Below are 14795 nucleotides of genomic sequence, written 5' to 3'. Positions count from 1 at the left end.
TCAGGCCGAGAGGAGGACGGCCAGGGAGGTGATCTTGTCCGGACGGTAGCCCGACCAGTGCTCGGACGCGGTCTCGACGACCGGGACCTGCTGGTAGCCGAGGGCCAGGACGTGGGCCAGGGCGGCCTCGTCCTCGGTGACGTCGACGACGCTGTACTCGATGCCCTTCTTGGTCAGGGCCCGGTAGGTGGCATTGCACTGGACGCAGGAAGGCTTGCTGTACACGGTCACGGACATCGCTGTTTCCCCTTGGTCGGTCGGGTGGTGTGCGGGGGAGATCCGGGACTTCCGCAGACTCTGCGGCGGTGAAGGGGTCTCTCCGGGTGGCTGATTTCAATACTACATCTAGTGTCGGGAAGGGGAAGCGACCCCTAGATGCAGTGGTGAGGGTTGTCCACAGCTCCTTTCGCACTATCCCCAGGAAGGCCGTTCCCCATCCACAGGGCGCCTCCGCGGGGGTCGCGGATTTCCGCCGCCGGGGTCCCGTTGTGCACAGGCTGTGCGCCGGTCCGGGCCCCGGTCGGTGGACAGGATTAATTTTCGGACACGGCGTGTCGTGTCCGGCGGCGGGGCCGGCGCAGCCCGACCGCCGCGGCGGCGAGCCGGCCCCGCAGGCCCCGGTAGGGCGGGTAGACGACCCGCAGCGTGTCGGGGGCGAGCGGCTTGTCCAGGACCGCGCGCGCGTGGGAGAACGTGGTGAACGAGAACTTCCCGTGGTAGGCCCCGGTGCCGCTCTCCCCCACTCCGCCGAACGGCAGCGCGGGGCTGGTGAGGTGCAGCAGGGGCGCGTTGAAGGACAGCCCGCCGGAGGACGTGTGCCGGCGGAACAGCTCCTTGACCGAGCCCTCCTCGGTGAACACGTAGAGGGCCAGCGGCTTGTCGCGGGCGGTGATCAGCTCCACCGCGTGCTCGGGGGAGGACACCGGCACCAGGGGCAGGACGGGCCCGAACAGCTCCTCGGCCATGAGCGGGCCGTCCGGCGCGGAGCGCACCACCGTGGGTGCGAGATACCGCTCCCCCGCCTCGGCCGTCCCCCCGCAGACGATGTCGTGGCCGGGGACCTGGTCCAGGAGCCCGGTCAGCCGGTCGAGGTGGCGGCCGGTGACGATCCGCCCGTACGAGCCGCTGCGACGCGGGTCCGTGCCGTAGTGCTCCTCCACCGCCCGCACGAGCTCCGGCTCGAGGGCGGCGAGCGTCTCGGGGGTGCCCAGCACGTGGTCCGGGGCCACGCAGGTCTGGCCGGCGTTGAGGAACTTCCCCCACACGATCCGCCGCGCGGCGGTCCGAAGGTCGGTCGAGCCGTCCACCCAGACCGGGGACTTCCCGCCCAGCTCGAGGGTCACCGGGGTCAGGTGGCGGGCGGCGGCGGCCATCACGATCCGGGCCACCGTTCCGTTGCCGGTGTAGAAGACGTGGTCGAAGCGGTGCTCGAGCAGCCGCGTGGTCTCCGGCACGCCGCCCTCGACCACGCTCACGCAGTCCCCCAGGTAGCGCTCCAGCAGCTCGGCGAGCACCCCGGAGACGGTCGCGGAGACCTCGGAGGGCTTGACGACGACGGTGTTGCCCGCGGCGAGGGCTCCCGCCAGCGGGCTCAGCACGAGCTGGACGGGGTAGTTCCACGGCGCCATCACGAGCACGGTCCCCAGCGGCTGGTGCTCCACGCGGGAGCGGGCCGGGGCGAGGCTCAGCGGGACGGGGATCCGGGAGGGGGTCATCCAGCCGCCGAGCTCCCGGCGGATCCCGGCGATCTCGTCGAGGGTGAAGCCGAGCTCGGTCAGCCAGGCCTCCGCGGGTGGCTTGCCGAGGTCGGCGGCCAGCGCCTGCTCGAGCACCTCCCGGTTCTCCCGCACGAGGTCCTCGAGCCGGTGCAGCCGGTCCAGCCGGGCGCCGAGGTCGAGGTCCGGGACGAAGGCCGCCCGGGCGCGCTCGACGGCGGCGTCGACGGCCGGGAAGCCGGTCGGCGCGGGGGCGGGTGCGGGGTCGGGTCCGGGAGCGGTGAGGGTGCTGCGGGTGCTGGTCATGGTTCCAGCGTAGGACCGGGCTCCGACGCCACAGACCAGCACGTGCCGGCGCCGCCCCGGGTCCCGACCTCAGGGCGCACGGCAACGGCACCGGCATCAGGGCGGCCCGCCCGTCAGGGCAGCACGCCGGTCAGGACAGGCCGCCGGTCGAGTCGGGTCGCCGGTCAGGCCGGCCCGCCGCTCGGGACAGGCCGCGGCTCAGGACGGACCGCGCTCAGAGCAGGCCGTGCTCCGCGAGCTGGCGGGAGATGGAGGCGCCGTCGTTGCCCTCGATCCACAGCGTGCCCTCGGGGATGGTCACCCGCCGCTCCTCGTTGACCAGGGGCGTGCCGGCCAGCACGGCCTCTGCCGGGGAGAGGTTGCGGATCACGATGGCGGCCACGTGCTCGGGATAGCGGTTGACGAAGCCGCTGTAGATCTCGGGGTCGTGCTGGCCGTCGTCGCCGATGAGGATCCACCGCACGTGGGGGAAGTTCCGGGCCAGCCGCTCGAGGTTCTGCACCTTGTGCGCTGCCCCGGCCCGGAACCACCGGTCCGTGGTGGGCCCCCAGTCCGTGAGCAGCAGGGCCCCGGCCGGGTAGGCGTTGCGGGTGAGGAAGCGGCGCAGGGTGGGGGCCACGTTCCAGGCCCCCGTGGAGAGGTAGAGGAACGGCGCCTCGTGGTGGCGGTGCAGCAGCCGGTCCATCATGACCGCCATCCCCGGGGTGGGGGTCCGGGCGTGCTCGTTGAGCACGAAGGAGTGCCAGGCGGCCAGGAGGGGGCGCGGCAGCGCGGTCACCATCACGGTGTCGTCGACGTCGGAGACCACACCGATCCGCTGCTCGTCCGCCACGACGAACACGCGGGACTCGACCGCCTCGGAGCCCTCCGTCTGCATCCACACGGTGTGCTCGCCCGGGGCCAGGGACACCTGCAGGTCGACGTCGACCACGCCGCCCTTGTCGGCCACCAGGTGGAACTCGAACTCCTCGATCCAGACGTTGACGTGGGCGAAGGCGATGGGGACCGAGGTGAACGAGCGCCAGCCGCGGATGGACTCGGCGCTCTCGTCGGTGGACTCGATGAGGCCCCGGGTCTTGAGCAGCGCCCGCCCGAGCACCCGCACGTGGTGCTCGGAGCCGTAGCCCGCGAAGGCCACCATCACCGGGATGTCGCCGCGGGCCTCGGCGCGCCGCTGCCGGAACCGGTGGAACCGCTGCTCGAGGCGGTAGCCGATGTTGATGGCTTCCTCGGTGACCTGGTCGACGGTCTGCATGAGCTCCGAGCTGTTGGTTTTCTTGGCCATGGGGCCAGTGTTCCACAGCCGATCTCCGGGTCGCCGCGCCCCGGACGCGACCGCCCGCGGGGCGGCCCGGTCCGGGAGTCCGGTCCGGCCCGCCCCGCGGGCGGTCCTCGTGCGCTCCGCCGGTTTCCCGGCCGGCCGTCAGTTCTTGAGGTAGCCGTTGGGGTCGAGCACGTACTTGGTGGCCGCCCCGGCGTCGAACTCGGCGTAGCCCTCCGGTGCCTCCTCCAGCGGGATGGCCTTGGCGTTGACGGCCTTTGCGATCTGGATCCTGTCGTGCAGGATCGCCATCATCAGCTGCCGGTTGTACTTCATCACCGGGCACTGCCCGGTGGTGAAGGCCAGGGACTTCGCCCACCCGGTGCCGAGGCTGATCGACAGGGACCCCTGCTTCGCGGCCTCGTCCACCGCCCCCGGGTCGCCGGTGACGTACAGGCCCGGGATGCCCAGCGCACCACCGGCGGCGGTGATGTCCATGAGGGAGTTCAGGACGGTGGCGGGGGCCTCGTGGGAGGCGTCCTTGCCGTGCCCGCGCGCCTCGAAGCCGACGGCGTCCACGCCGCAGTCGACCTCCGGGACACCGAGGATCTGCTCGATCTGCTCGGCGGGCGAGCCCTTCGAGACGTCGACGGTCTCGCAGCCGAAGCTGCGGGCCTGGGCCAGGCGCTCCTCATTGAGGTCCCCCACGATCACCACCGCGGCCCCGAGCAGGTGGGCCGAGGCCGCCGCGGCCAGGCCCACCGGCCCGGCACCGGCGATGTAGACGGTGGAGCCCACGCCCACCCCTGCGGTGACCACGCCGTGGTAGCCGGTGGGCAGGATGTCGGAGAGCATGGTCAGGTCCATGATCTTCTCGAGGGCCTGGTCGCGGTCCGGGAACTTCAGCAGGTTCCAGTCCGCGTAGGGCACGAGCACGTACTCGGCCTGCCCGCCGACCCAGCCGCCCATGTCCACGTAGCCGTAGGCGGAGCCCGGCCGGTCCGGATTGACGTTGAGGCAGATGCCGGTCTTGCGCTCCTTGCAGTTCCGGCACCGCCCACAGGAGATGTTGAAGGGGACCGAGACGATGTCCCCGACCTGGATGAACTCGACGTCCGGGCCGCACTCCACGACCTCGCCCGTGATCTCGTGACCGAGGACCAGGTCCGTCGGTGCCGTGGTGCGGCCGCGCACCATGTGCTGGTCCGAGCCGCAGATGTTGGTGCTCACCGTCCGGAGGATGACTCCGTGCGAGACCTTCCGGCCGATGTTGGCCGGGTTGATCCCCGGTGCGTCCTTGAGCTCGAACTCGGGGTAGTCGGTGTCGATGACCTCGACCTTGCCGGGTCCCTTGTAGGCGACCGCTCTGTTGCCTGCCATCATGACCTCTTCCGTGGAGATGTCCGTCATGGGCGCCCGCGGCGGTCCTCCACCGCTGACTCCCTCGTCTCCGACGGACCACGTCACGCGGCGCTGCTGGACCTGGTGTGATCCACGTCATGCGGAACGGCCGTCGGTGGTGCTGACGCTAACAGGACGCGTCAACGAGCGGAAGGCCCGGCCGGGCGGCGGACAGCGAAAGAGCCCGCCCCGCGCGATGCGGAACGGGCTCTCTCGTCCTGGTGGAGCTGAGGGGACTCGAACCCCTGACCCTTTGCATGCCATGCAAATGCGCTACCAGCTGCGCCACAGCCCCAGGTCGTTGCCTCGGAGACACTATCACAACCGCCGGAGGACCGTGCAGTCATCCTCTTCCGGTTGATCCGGCACCTCGCCGGGCAACGCATTCATAGTAGGCAGTCGATCAGGCTCCAGGCAAATCGTCGGCGGCGGGCGCAGGAGCGGCGCTGCCGGCGGCCAGTCCGAGGTCGACGACGGGGCTGTCCCGCCACAGCCGCTCGAGGGCGTAGAACGCCCGGTCCTCGTCGTGCTGCACGTGGATCACCACGTCGCCGTAGTCCAGCAGCACCCAGCGGCCCTCGGAGCGGCCCTCGCGACGGATGGGCCGCAGCTCGAGGTGCTCGACCAGCTTCTCCTCGATCTCGTCGACCACGGCGTTGACCAGCCGTTCGTTGGCGGCGGAGGCGACGAGGAACGCGTCGGTGATGCCCAGCGCCTCGCTGACGTCGAGGCCCACGATGTCGTGGGCCTGTTTCGCGTCGGCCGCGGCGGCCGCGACCTGGAGGATGGAGAGGGAGAGATCGTTGACAGTCACGAAGGATCCTTTCCCGGCGAACCGGAGGTTCCGTCCCGCAGGGACGGATGGAGTGGTCGAGTGGTGCAGGGTGGCTTGCGGGGCACGAGCCGTCAGAGCACGAAGAGCACGAGCACGACGGCGAGGGCCGCGAGCACCGCCAGCAGGAGGAGCACCCACCACGCGGTGCCCGCACGGCGCCGGTACTCCCGGGGCTCCAGCAGCTCGAGCCCCCCGGCGGTGCCGGCCGGCACGGGCCCGGCCGGCGGCCCCGCCTCGGCCTCGGCATCGGCAACGGCATCGGCCCACGATCCCGTGGGACGGGTGGACGCCGCGGGCTCGGCGGGAGCCGGTGGTGCGGCCCCGGCGTCGCCCGGATCCTCGTGCCGCCCGGCCGGGAGCGGCGCGACCGGGGGGTCCCCGGCCGCGGACTGCTCGGCCGCCGTGGGCGCGGCCGCGGTGTGCGCGTGGGATCCGTGTTCCCCGGTGCCGCCGGGAGCGACGATCTGGATGTGCGTCAGCGCTGCCAGGTCCTCCGGGGCGAGCCGGTTGCTGAACAGGGACGGGTCGACGTGCACCGGGTCGTGGCCGGCGTGCCCCTCGGGTCCGGCGGCAACGTCCCCGCCGGGGAACACCACGGTGATCTGCTCGAGCGCCTCCGGCGGCTCCTCCGGAGCGGCGGTGCGGGGCCCCGCCGGGTCCGGTGCGACCGGTTCCGGGACGGCCGTGCCCGTGACCGGACCGGTCCCGGCCGGGTCGTGCTGGGCCGCCCCCGCCTGGGCGGCGAGCTCGGCGAAACGACGCTGCTTGTCGAGCAGCTCCGGGTCCGCGGGGTTCCCGCCGGCCTCCTCGACCTCGCGGGCCCGCTCCGCGAGCTCCCGCTGCAGGCGCGCCAGCCGCCGCGGGCCCAGGGGCTTGGCGGGCCGGACGGGCACGGCGTCCTCGCCGAGGTCGATGACGGGCGCGGGCCCGGGCACCCCCGGCGGGGCGCCGCCGGGCCGGCCCGCCGGCGCCCCGGGCGGGCCGTCGCGCTCCCCGTCCGGTGAGACGCCGCCGCGCACGTCGTCCTCGTCGGCCATCAGGACGCCCTCGCCGGGGCCGCGCCGGGACGGGCGCCGACGTGGTCGGTCGTGGCCCCGTCCTCGGGCCGCAGGTAGAGTCCGTACTTGTTGATGTACTGCACCACGCCGTCGGGCACGAGGTACCAGACGGGCTTGTGCTCGGCCACGCGGGTGCGGCAGTCCGTGGACGAGATCGCCATCGCGGGCACCTCGAGCAGGTTCACGCCGCTGGAGCCCACCGGTGCGGCCAGGTCGTGGCCCGGCCGCGTGACGCCCACGAAGTGGGCGAGCTCCCAGAGCTCCTCGGCGCCCTTCCAGGTCAGGATCTCCGCCATGACGTCCGCTCCCGTGATGAAGAACAGGTCCGTCTCCGGGCGCTGGCGCTTCAGGTCCCGCAGGGTGTCCACCGTGAACGTGGGACCGTCGCGCTCGATGTCCACCCGGCTCACGGTGAACCGCGGGTTCGACGCCGTCGCGATCACCGTCATGAGGTAGCGGTGCTCGGCGGAGCTGACCGCCGCGGCGGCCTTCTGCCAGGGGTGTCCCGTCGGGACGAACACGACCTCGTCGAGGTCGAACTCGCCCGCGACCTCCGAGGCCGCCACGAGGTGGCCGTGGTGGATGGGGTCGAAGGTCCCGCCCATGACACCGAGCCTGGTGCGGCCCGGTGTCCGGGGCGGGACGGCCGTGCCCGTCAGGGGCAGGTCCCTGGTCCGGGCGGCGGTGTCCTGCGAAGCGGTCGTCACGACGTCGGGGGTCCCCGGCTCAGCCGTGGCGCTTGGCGCTGTACTCGTCCAGCATGGCGCGCTCGTCCGCCGGCAGGTCGGCGGGATCCTGGTGCCGGCCGGCCTCCGGGCTGAGACCGCGGTTGGCGAACGAGAGCGTGACCACCAGGAGGCCGATCAGCACGACGAACACGGCTGCGCCCCAGACCCAGGCGGGGACCCCGGCCTCGGCGGCGGCGTGCCCGCCCTCGGCGGCGGCGAGGACGGTGGTGACGGTCTGCGCGAACATGGGGATCCCTTCTGGCGCCGACGTGGCGGCGGGTGGTCGGTGGGCGGCCCGTGCCGCCTCGGCCGGCGGGGCCGGACGGCTCTCATGGTACTGAATCCGCGGCGGGCCCGCCGCGTCCGGGGCTCAGGCGCGGACGTGCCCGTCCCCCTGGACGATCCACTTCGTGGTGGTCAGCTCCTCCAGGCCCATGGGTCCGCGCGCGTGCATCTTCTGGGTGGAGATGCCGATCTCGGCGCCCAGGCCCAGCTGGCCGCCGTCGGTGAACCGCGTGGAGGCGTTGACCATGACCGCGGCGGCGTCGATCTCGGCGACGAACCGCTCGGCGTCCGCAAGATCGTTGGTCACGATCGCCTCGGTGTGCCGGGTGGACCACCGGTCGATGTGCTGGAGGGCCTCGTCGAGGGAGTCCACCACCCGGACGGCCAGGTCCATGGACAGGTACTCGGTGCCCCAGTCCTCGTCGGTGGCGCGCAGGTGGTGGCTGCCGGCCGGCAGCATGGCCTCGGCCCGCTCGTCCACGTGCAGGGTGACGCCGGCCCGGTCGAGGGCCGACAGCACGGCGGGCCCGTGCTCGAACTCGCTGTGCAGCAGGAGCGTCTCCGTCGTGTTGCACGTGCTCGTGCGGTGGGTCTTGGAGTTCACGACGAGGTCCACGGCCATCTTCTTCGACGCCGAGCGGTCGACGAAGACGTGGACGTTGCCCTCACCGGTCTCGATGACGGGGACCTTGGCGTTCTGGACGACGGACTGGATGAGCCCGTGCCCGCCGCGCGGGATGAGGACGTCGACCTTCCCGCGGGCCCCCATGAGCGCGTTGGCGCCCTCGCGGCCGTACCCGTCCACGCTCTGCACGCAGTCCACGGGAAGCTTCACGTCGGCGAGGGAGTCCCGGATGATGCCCACGAGGGCCCGGTTGCTCTCCTCCGCGGCCGAGCCGCCGCGCAGCAGCACGGCGTTGCCGGACTTGAGGGCGATGCCGGCGATGTCCACGGTCACGTTGGGCCGGGCCTCGTAGATGGCCCCGACCACGCCCATCGGCACGCGCACCTGGCGCATCCGCAGGCCGTTGGGCAGCGTGCTGCCGCGGACGAACCCGCCCACGGGGTCGGGCAGGACGGCCAGCTCGCGCAGGCTGTCGGCCAGGCCGGCGATCCGCTGGGCGTCCAGCTTGAGCCGGTCCAGCAGGGCCGCGGAGGTCCCGTTCACCCGGCCCCGTTCGAGGTCCTTGGCGTTCGCGGCGAGCACCACGTCCTGCTTGCGCTCGATGCGGTCGGCGATGGCCAGCAGCGCACGGTCCTTCCAGGCGCGGCTGGCGCGCCCGAGCACGCGGGCGGACTCGCGGGCGTCGTCGGCCATCGCGGCCACACCGGCGACGGGGTCCTCCCCGAAGGTGGCGATCACGCTGGTGTCGGACACGACCGCCTTGCCGGTCGTGCGGGTGGCTTCGTCGGTGGTCACGGAATCGTGTGCGGCGGAAGTCATTTCTTCAGTTTAGTCCGTGCGCCGCGCGCTCGCAGAACCACGAGGTTGTCCACGTGCACGAGCTCCCGGCTGTAGTCGTCCCCGAGCTCCTCCGCCAGCACGGACGTGGACTTCCCCAGCATCGGCGGGACCTCCTCCGAGGAGTAGTTGCTCAGCCCGTGGGCGATCTCCTTGCCCTCCGGGTCCCGCAGCGAGACGGGCTCCCCGGCCTCGAAGGTCCCGGAGACGCCGATGACGCCGGCGGCGAGCAGGGAGTTGCGGTCCCGGATCGCGGCCACGGCCCCCGGGTCCAGGGTCATGGAGCCCTTGATGTCCGCGAGGTGGGCGAGCCACAGCAGCCGGACGTTGCGCCGCCCGCCGGAGGTCGCGAACCAGGTGCCGACGTCCTCGCCGTCCAGGGCCCGGGTGATGTTCTGCGCGGAGGTGACGAGCGCGGGGATGCCCGAGGCGGCCGCGATCCGGGCGGCCTGGACCTTGGTCACCATGCCGCCGGAGCCCACGCCGGCGGCACCGACCGAGCCGATCTGCACGCCCTCCAGGTCCTTGATGGGGTCGTTGACCACCGGGATCCGCTCCCCGCCCTTGCGGGGGTCCGTGGTGTACACGGCGTCCACGTCGGAGAGCAGCAGCAGGACGTCGGCCTTGATGAGGTGGGCGATCAGCGCGGCGATCCGGTCGTTGTCGCCGAACTTGATCTCCTGGCTGGACACGGCGTCGTTCTCGTTGACGATGGGCAGCACCCCGAAGTCCAGGAGCCGCTCGATCTGGCGGTGGGTGTTCTTGTAGTGGCTGCGCCGCATGAGGTCCTCCGCGGTGACCAGCACCTGGCCCACGGTGACGCCGTAGCGGGCGAAGGACTCGATGTAGCGGCCCATCAGCAGCCCCTGGCCCACGGCGGCGGCGGCCTGCTTGCCGGCCAGGTTCTTGGGCCGCCGGGACAGGCCCAGGGGCGCCAGGCCGGCCGTGATCGCGCCCGAGGACACGAACACGATCTCCACGCCCCGCGCCTTGGTCTCGCCCAGGGCGTCCACGATCATCCGCACGGCCTGCTCGTCGATCGAGCTCTCGATGGACGTCAGCGAGGACGAGCCGACCTTGACCACCACGCGGTGGGCGCGCGGGACGTCCTCCCGGTGCTCGATCGGACTGCGCCGGTTCTTGCCCCGGCTCTCGCTGCTGAGCTGGACCGCGGACTTCTCCGCGACCTCCTCGAGCTGCTCGACGTCGATCTCGTGCGTCTGGTCGTTCATCCTGGGCGTCTCCCTCGTCCGGTGGTCGTCGTAGGTGGCTTCGGTCGGTCGGTCGTGCGTCGGGTCGCGGCCGTCGGTCGGTGCGGTCGGCCGGGTCACTCGTCGGTGTCGGAGGCGGGCCGGGCGTCGCCGCGCCGGGCGTCGACCGACTCGGTCCACACCCCGGCCGTGCGCTCGGCCTCGAGCTCGGCACGGGCGGCGGCCTTGGCGTCCTTGCGGTCCTGGTACTGCTGGCGCTTCTGCTCCCGGGTGGGGCGGTCGATGTCCGCGAAGCGGAGGTCGGTGCCGCGGGGCCCGGCCAGCAGCTCGGCGCCGCCGACCATCGTGGGCTCCCAGTCGAAGACCACGCCGTCGTCCTCGGGGCCGATGAGCACGGCGTCCCCGGGCCGGGCCCCCTGCTTGAACAGCTCCGTCTCCACGCCGAGCTTGGCGAGCCGGTCGCCGAGGTAGCCGACGGCCTCCTCGTTGTTGAAGTCCGTCTGCAGGATCCAGCGGTCGGGCTTGTCGCCGCGCACGTGCCACAGCGGCTCGAGGTTGCGCTCCTCGCGGGTGATGGTGAACTCGGGCCCGCGCACCCCCCGGGGGCGCAGCACGACCCGCGGGACCTCCGCCGGGGCGGGACGCTCCGCCCGGGCCTGCTGCACGACCTCCCCCATCGCGAAGGTCAGCGGGCGCAGGCCCTCGTGGGAGGCGGTGGAGATCTCGAACACGCGGTAGCCGCGGGACTCGAGCTCGGGACGCACGAAATCGGCGAGCTCCCGGGCCTCGGGGACGTCGATCTTGTTCAGCACCACGAGGCGGGGCCGGTCGTTGAGCGGCACCGCGAGTCCGCCGTCGAGGTCTCCGTCCACGGCGTAGCCGGCGAGCTCCGCCTCGATCGTCTCGAGGTCGGAGACGGGGTCGCGCCCGGGCTCCAGCGTGGCGCAGTCCAGGACGTGCACGAGCGCGGCGCAGCGCTCGACGTGGCGCAGGAACTCCAGCCCCAGGCCCTTGCCCTCGGAGGCCCCCGGGATCAGGCCCGGCACGTCGGCCACCGTGTAGCGGACGTCGCCGGCCTGCACCACGCCGAGGTTGGGGACCAGCGTGGTGAACGGGTAGTCCGCGATCTTGGGCCGGGCGGCGCTGATCGCGGCGACGAGGCTGGACTTGCCGGCCGAGGGGTAGCCGACCAGGGCGACGTCGGCGATGGACTTCAGCTCCAGGACCACGTCGCGGGTGGCGCCCGGCGTGCCGAGCAGGGCGAACCCCGGGGCCTTGCGCTTGACGGAGGCCAGCGCGGCGTTGCCCAGTCCGCCCTGCCCGCCGGGTGCGGCCACGAACTCGGAGCCCTCCCCCACGAGGTCCGCCAGGACGTTGCCGTCCTGGTCCTTCACCACCGTGCCGTCGGGAACGGACAGGACGAGGTCCTCACCCTTGTGGCCGTGGCGGAGGTCGCCCTTGCCGGGACCGCCGTTGGGGGCGGACCGGTGCGGGACGTGGTGGTAGTTCAGCAGCGTGGTCGTCTGGCCGTCCACCCGCAGGACCACGTTGCCGCCGTCTCCCCCGTTGCCCCCGTCCGGCCCGCCGAGCGGCTTGAACTTCTCGCGGCGGATGGACACGCAGCCGTGCCCTCCGGAGCCGCCGGAGACGTGCAGGACGACGCGGTCGACGAAACTCGCCACGGGGTACTCCTCTGGTCAAGAACGGGCGGGCCCGCGGACGGGCCACGTTAAAACTGTAGAGGGCGGGCGCTGGACGCACCCACCCTCTACAGCACAGACATGGGTGGTGCGGGCCGTGACCCGCACCGGGGCCGGCTGGGCCGGCCCTGTCGGCTACTCCGCGGCAGCCTGGATGTTGACGACCTTCCGGCCCCGGCGGGTGCCGAACTCGACCTGGCCGGCGGCCAGGGCGAACAGGGTGTCGTCGCCACCGCGGCCGACGTTCAGACCGGGGTGGAAGTGGGTGCCGCGCTGCCGGACGAGGATCTCGCCGGCGTTGACGGCCTGGCCGCCGAAGCGCTTCACGCCGAGGTACTGCGCGTTCGAGTCGCGACCGTTGCGAGTGGAGCTCGCGCCCTTCTTGTGTGCCATGAGGTGTGCCTACCTTCGGGTCATTGCTGGCTGGTGGGGTCTGGAGGGGGACCGGGCCGGTCAGGCGTCGATGCCGGTCACCTTCACGGTGGTCAGCTCGGCGCGGAAGCCCTGGCGCTTCTTGTAGCCGGTCTTGTTCTTGAACTTCTGGATGGAGATCTTGGGACCGCGGAGGTCACCCACGATCTCGGCCGTGACCTTGACGTTCGCCAGGGTCTGGGCATCCGAGGTGATCTTGTCCCCGTCGACCAGGAGCAGTGCAGGAAGCTCGATGGTGCTGCCTGCTCCGCCGCCGACGCGGTCAAGGGTAACGAGGTCTCCGACGGAAACCTTTTCCTGGCGGCCGCCAGCGCGGACAATCGCGTACACCACTTGGGAACTCACTTCTCTCGACGTCATGTGTAAACAGTGTGGGTCGAGCGCATACCTGTCAGGACCAACGACGTTGAAGCGAGCTGTCGGTGACCGGCCCGTGGGACTAGGCCGTGGTCAGCGCAGGTTCGCCGCAATTCAGGAACTGCACCCGCATGTGCCGCCAGGTGGGGTGTCGAGTTTGTACACGCGCGCACCGGCATGGCACCGAAGATCAAGACTACTCGATCGCGTCAATGCCCGCCAACCGGGCCGTCGCCACCGGCGCGGCGAAGAAGTCCCGCTCCAGCGCGCAGGCCTCCAGGAACACCTCCCGCATCCGCCCCCTGAGGGCCGGGCCGGCGTCCCGGGCGGCCTCGTCGAGCAGCCGGCGGGCCGTGAAGGTGGCCTCCTGGAACTCCTCGTCCGCGTAGGTGGCGAGCCAGTCGGCGTACGGGTGCTCGTCGGTCCCGGCCGCGAGCTCGCCCAGGTGGCGCCCCACGTCCGCGTATACCCAGAAGCACGGGAGGACGGCGGCGAGGCCCACCGGGTAGGGCTCCGCGGCGGTGGCCGCGAGCAGGAAGGTCGTGTAGCGCCGTGTCACCTCCCCGGGTCCGCCCCGGGTGCCGTCGTCCTCGGCGTGCCGGAGCCGGGCCCGGTGCAGCTGGGCCTCGGTCTCGGTGCAGGACACGGCGCCGGCCGCGAAGAACAGCCGCTGCTCCTCGTCGGGCGCTTTGGCCGCCAGCAGGGCGAGCGCCCGGCTGTAGCCGTCGAGGTACTGCAGATCCTGGTCGAGGTAGGCGAGGAACCGGTCCGTCTCGAGCCGGCCGTCGCCGAGGCGGCGGACGAACTCGAGCTCCTCGATCTCCTGCCGCACCCGCGCGGAGGCCTCCCACAGCTCGTCGCTGAACCGCTCCGGGACGGTGCCCCAGGTCTCGAGGGCGCCCTGGACGTGGTGGAAGTGGTGCACGGGCCCGCTCCCGTGGCCGACCGCGAGCTCCCCGGAGGCCGAGAGGGCGCCGCGCAGCCAGTCGCGGGCGATCCGCAGGCTCAGCGGCCAGTCCCCGTGCCGGGCCTGGAGCGTGGCCAGGGCCGAGGAGAGGGAGCACCCGGTGCCGTGGGAGTTCTCGGTGTGCACGCGGGCGCCGTCGAAGGCCACGAGGGGCTCGGGGGCGTCCGGACCCACGAGCGCGTCGGGGGTCCGGTCCCCGGCGAGGTGCCCGCCCTTGACGAGCACGAGGGTCCCGTGGGCGCGGGCCACCCGGTGGCCCTGCTCGAGGGCCTCCGTCCACGACGACGCCGTGCCCTCCCCGGCCAGCACGGCGAGCTCCTGCAGGTTCGGCGTGATCAGGTCGGCGAGGCGCAGCATCGCGCGCAGGGCGTCCTCGGCCTCGCGCTCGAGCAGCCGCCCTCCGGAGGTCGCGACCATGACGGGGTCCAGGACCACGACCGGCGGCCGGTGGGTCCCGAGCCACCGGGCGACGGCCTCGACGACCGGCACGGACCCGAGCATCCCGATCTTCACGGCGTCGATCTCGACGTCCTCGGCGACCGCGTCGAGCTGGGCGGTGAGGAACTCGACCGGCGGGACGTGGATGGAGCGCACGCCCACGGTGTTCTGGACGACGACGGCCGTGACGGCGCTCATCCCGTAGCCGCCCATGGCCGCGATCGACTTAAGGTCCGCGTGCTGGCCCGCCCCGCCGGTCGGATCGGTGCCGGCGATGGCCAGGACCCGGGGGACGCGCGGGCTCATCGCGCCACCTCGTCGCCGACGGCGGGGAGACCGGCGGCGGCTCGCACGGGAGACGAGGCGCGCGCGCGGCGGGCGGACGCGGGATCGGCACCGCCCCCGGAGAGCACGGCCGATGCGGTGCCGTGCTGCGTGAGCACGGGGTCCGGCTGCGCCGGACCCCCGGCTCGTGGTGTGCGGGCGGACGGGGGTACGGCATCGCGCATCTGCGACATCCCTTCGCTAGTACTGGCTAGATCAGGTTCGACGGGTGTGTTCTCAGCCGCTGGGCGGCACCCCGTGTCAGGTGTCCTGCCAGTCTAGCGGCCCGCCCGGCACCGGGACGCCGGAGGACCC

Annotated in this window: 14 protein-coding genes, 1 tRNA gene and 1 riboswitch; all 15 genes read right to left on the bottom strand. The window is 72.5% G+C overall.

What is annotated here, in order from left to right; genetic code table 11:
• The 15 genes from nrdH to ACH9D3_RS00790 all read right to left on the bottom strand — a co-directional run bounded on the left by nrdH (position 1) and on the right by ACH9D3_RS00790 (position 14462).
• The gene (gene nrdH, locus ACH9D3_RS00860) at positions 1–237 is read right to left on the bottom strand and encodes a glutaredoxin-like protein NrdH (protein WP_396400932.1); all 237 of its coding nucleotides are present in this window, start codon (positions 235–237) and stop codon (positions 1–3) included.
• A 296-nt stretch (positions 238–533) separates the two neighbouring features.
• Positions 534–2021, bottom strand: a complete 1488-nt coding sequence (locus ACH9D3_RS00855) for an aldehyde dehydrogenase family protein (RefSeq protein WP_396409495.1) — start codon at positions 2019–2021, stop codon at positions 534–536.
• A 214-nt stretch (positions 2022–2235) separates the two neighbouring features.
• On the bottom strand, positions 2236–3306 hold the full coding sequence (locus ACH9D3_RS00850) for an App1 family protein (RefSeq protein ID WP_396400934.1): 1071 nt from the start codon (positions 3304–3306) through the stop codon (positions 2236–2238).
• 138 nt (positions 3307–3444) lie between these two features.
• The gene (fdhA, locus tag ACH9D3_RS00845) at positions 3445–4662 is read right to left on the bottom strand and encodes a formaldehyde dehydrogenase, glutathione-independent (RefSeq protein WP_396400968.1); all 1218 of its coding nucleotides are present in this window, start codon (positions 4660–4662) and stop codon (positions 3445–3447) included.
• Between the two features lie 240 nt (positions 4663–4902).
• A tRNA-Ala gene (locus ACH9D3_RS00840) sits at positions 4903–4978 on the bottom strand.
• A 108-nt stretch (positions 4979–5086) separates the two neighbouring features.
• The gene (gene rsfS, locus ACH9D3_RS00835) at positions 5087–5497 is read right to left on the bottom strand and encodes a ribosome silencing factor (RefSeq protein ID WP_396400935.1); all 411 of its coding nucleotides are present in this window, start codon (positions 5495–5497) and stop codon (positions 5087–5089) included.
• Between the two features lie 92 nt (positions 5498–5589).
• Entirely contained in the window at positions 5590–6555 is a 966-nt protein-coding gene (locus ACH9D3_RS00830) for a hypothetical protein (RefSeq protein ID WP_396409494.1), read from the bottom strand.
• The gene (gene nadD, locus ACH9D3_RS00825) at positions 6555–7181 is read right to left on the bottom strand and encodes a nicotinate-nucleotide adenylyltransferase (protein ID WP_396409503.1); all 627 of its coding nucleotides are present in this window, start codon (positions 7179–7181) and stop codon (positions 6555–6557) included. The genes ACH9D3_RS00830 and nadD overlap by 1 nt, the downstream gene beginning before the upstream one ends.
• Positions 7182–7302: 121 nt before the next feature.
• Positions 7303–7551, bottom strand: a complete 249-nt coding sequence (locus ACH9D3_RS00820; protein ID WP_396400937.1) for a hypothetical protein — start codon at positions 7549–7551, stop codon at positions 7303–7305.
• 123 nt (positions 7552–7674) lie between these two features.
• Positions 7675–9033 carry a glutamate-5-semialdehyde dehydrogenase gene (locus ACH9D3_RS00815; protein WP_396400938.1) on the bottom strand — a complete coding sequence of 453 codons (1359 nt, stop codon included), beginning with the start codon at positions 9031–9033 and terminating at the stop codon, positions 7675–7677.
• The gene (gene proB / locus ACH9D3_RS00810; protein ID WP_396400939.1) at positions 9030–10283 is read right to left on the bottom strand and encodes a glutamate 5-kinase; all 1254 of its coding nucleotides are present in this window, start codon (positions 10281–10283) and stop codon (positions 9030–9032) included. Before proB ends, ACH9D3_RS00815 begins: the two co-directional genes overlap by 4 nt.
• A gap of 95 nt (positions 10284–10378) precedes the next feature.
• A complete protein-coding gene (obgE, locus tag ACH9D3_RS00805; RefSeq protein ID WP_396409493.1) occupies positions 10379–11944 on the bottom strand; it encodes a GTPase ObgE in 1566 nt (521 codons plus the stop codon).
• Between the two features lie 153 nt (positions 11945–12097).
• Positions 12098–12355: a 50S ribosomal protein L27 gene (gene rpmA, locus ACH9D3_RS00800; RefSeq protein ID WP_396400941.1), complete on the bottom strand. Its 258-nt coding sequence runs from the start codon at positions 12353–12355 to the stop codon at positions 12098–12100.
• A 60-nt stretch (positions 12356–12415) separates the two neighbouring features.
• Positions 12416–12727, bottom strand: a complete 312-nt coding sequence (gene rplU, locus ACH9D3_RS00795) for a 50S ribosomal protein L21 (RefSeq protein WP_396400970.1) — start codon at positions 12725–12727, stop codon at positions 12416–12418.
• Between the two features lie 220 nt (positions 12728–12947).
• Positions 12948–14462: a bifunctional hydroxymethylpyrimidine kinase/phosphomethylpyrimidine kinase gene (locus ACH9D3_RS00790; RefSeq protein ID WP_396409492.1), complete on the bottom strand. Its 1515-nt coding sequence runs from the start codon at positions 14460–14462 to the stop codon at positions 12948–12950.
• A 194-nt stretch (positions 14463–14656) separates the two neighbouring features.
• Positions 14657–14749: riboswitch (TPP riboswitch) on the bottom strand.
• Between the last annotated feature and the right edge of the window lie 46 nt (positions 14750–14795).

It is taken from the genome of Kocuria kalidii, from assembly GCF_044462225.1.
Taxonomy (GTDB): domain Bacteria; phylum Actinomycetota; class Actinomycetes; order Actinomycetales; family Micrococcaceae; genus Kocuria; species Kocuria kalidii.
This window is presented reverse-complemented; position numbering and strand designations above follow the sequence as displayed.

Excerpts from the sequence above, each read along its gene's own strand:
- nrdH (WP_396400932.1), bottom strand. The coding sequence starts at position 237 with ATGTCCGTGACCGTGTACAGCAAGCCTTCCTGCGTCCAGTGCAATGCC.
- ACH9D3_RS00855 (WP_396409495.1), bottom strand. The coding sequence starts at position 2,021 with ATGACCAGCACCCGCAGCACCCTCACCGCTCCCGGACCCGACCCCGCA.
- ACH9D3_RS00850 (WP_396400934.1), bottom strand. The coding sequence starts at position 3,306 with ATGGCCAAGAAAACCAACAGCTCGGAGCTCATGCAGACCGTCGACCAG.
- fdhA (WP_396400968.1), bottom strand. The coding sequence starts at position 4,662 with ATGGCAGGCAACAGAGCGGTCGCCTACAAGGGACCCGGCAAGGTCGAG.
- ACH9D3_RS00830 (WP_396409494.1), bottom strand. The coding sequence starts at position 6,555 with ATGGCCGACGAGGACGACGTGCGCGGCGGCGTCTCACCGGACGGGGAG.
- nadD (WP_396409503.1), bottom strand. The coding sequence starts at position 7,181 with ATGGGCGGGACCTTCGACCCCATCCACCACGGCCACCTCGTGGCGGCC.
- ACH9D3_RS00820 (WP_396400937.1), bottom strand. The coding sequence starts at position 7,551 with ATGTTCGCGCAGACCGTCACCACCGTCCTCGCCGCCGCCGAGGGCGGG.
- ACH9D3_RS00815 (WP_396400938.1), bottom strand. The coding sequence starts at position 9,033 with ATGACTTCCGCCGCACACGATTCCGTGACCACCGACGAAGCCACCCGC.
- proB (WP_396400939.1), bottom strand. The coding sequence starts at position 10,283 with ATGAACGACCAGACGCACGAGATCGACGTCGAGCAGCTCGAGGAGGTC.
- rpmA (WP_396400941.1), bottom strand. The coding sequence starts at position 12,355 with ATGGCACACAAGAAGGGCGCGAGCTCCACTCGCAACGGTCGCGACTCG.
- ACH9D3_RS00790 (WP_396409492.1), bottom strand. The coding sequence starts at position 14,462 with ATGAGCCCGCGCGTCCCCCGGGTCCTGGCCATCGCCGGCACCGATCCG.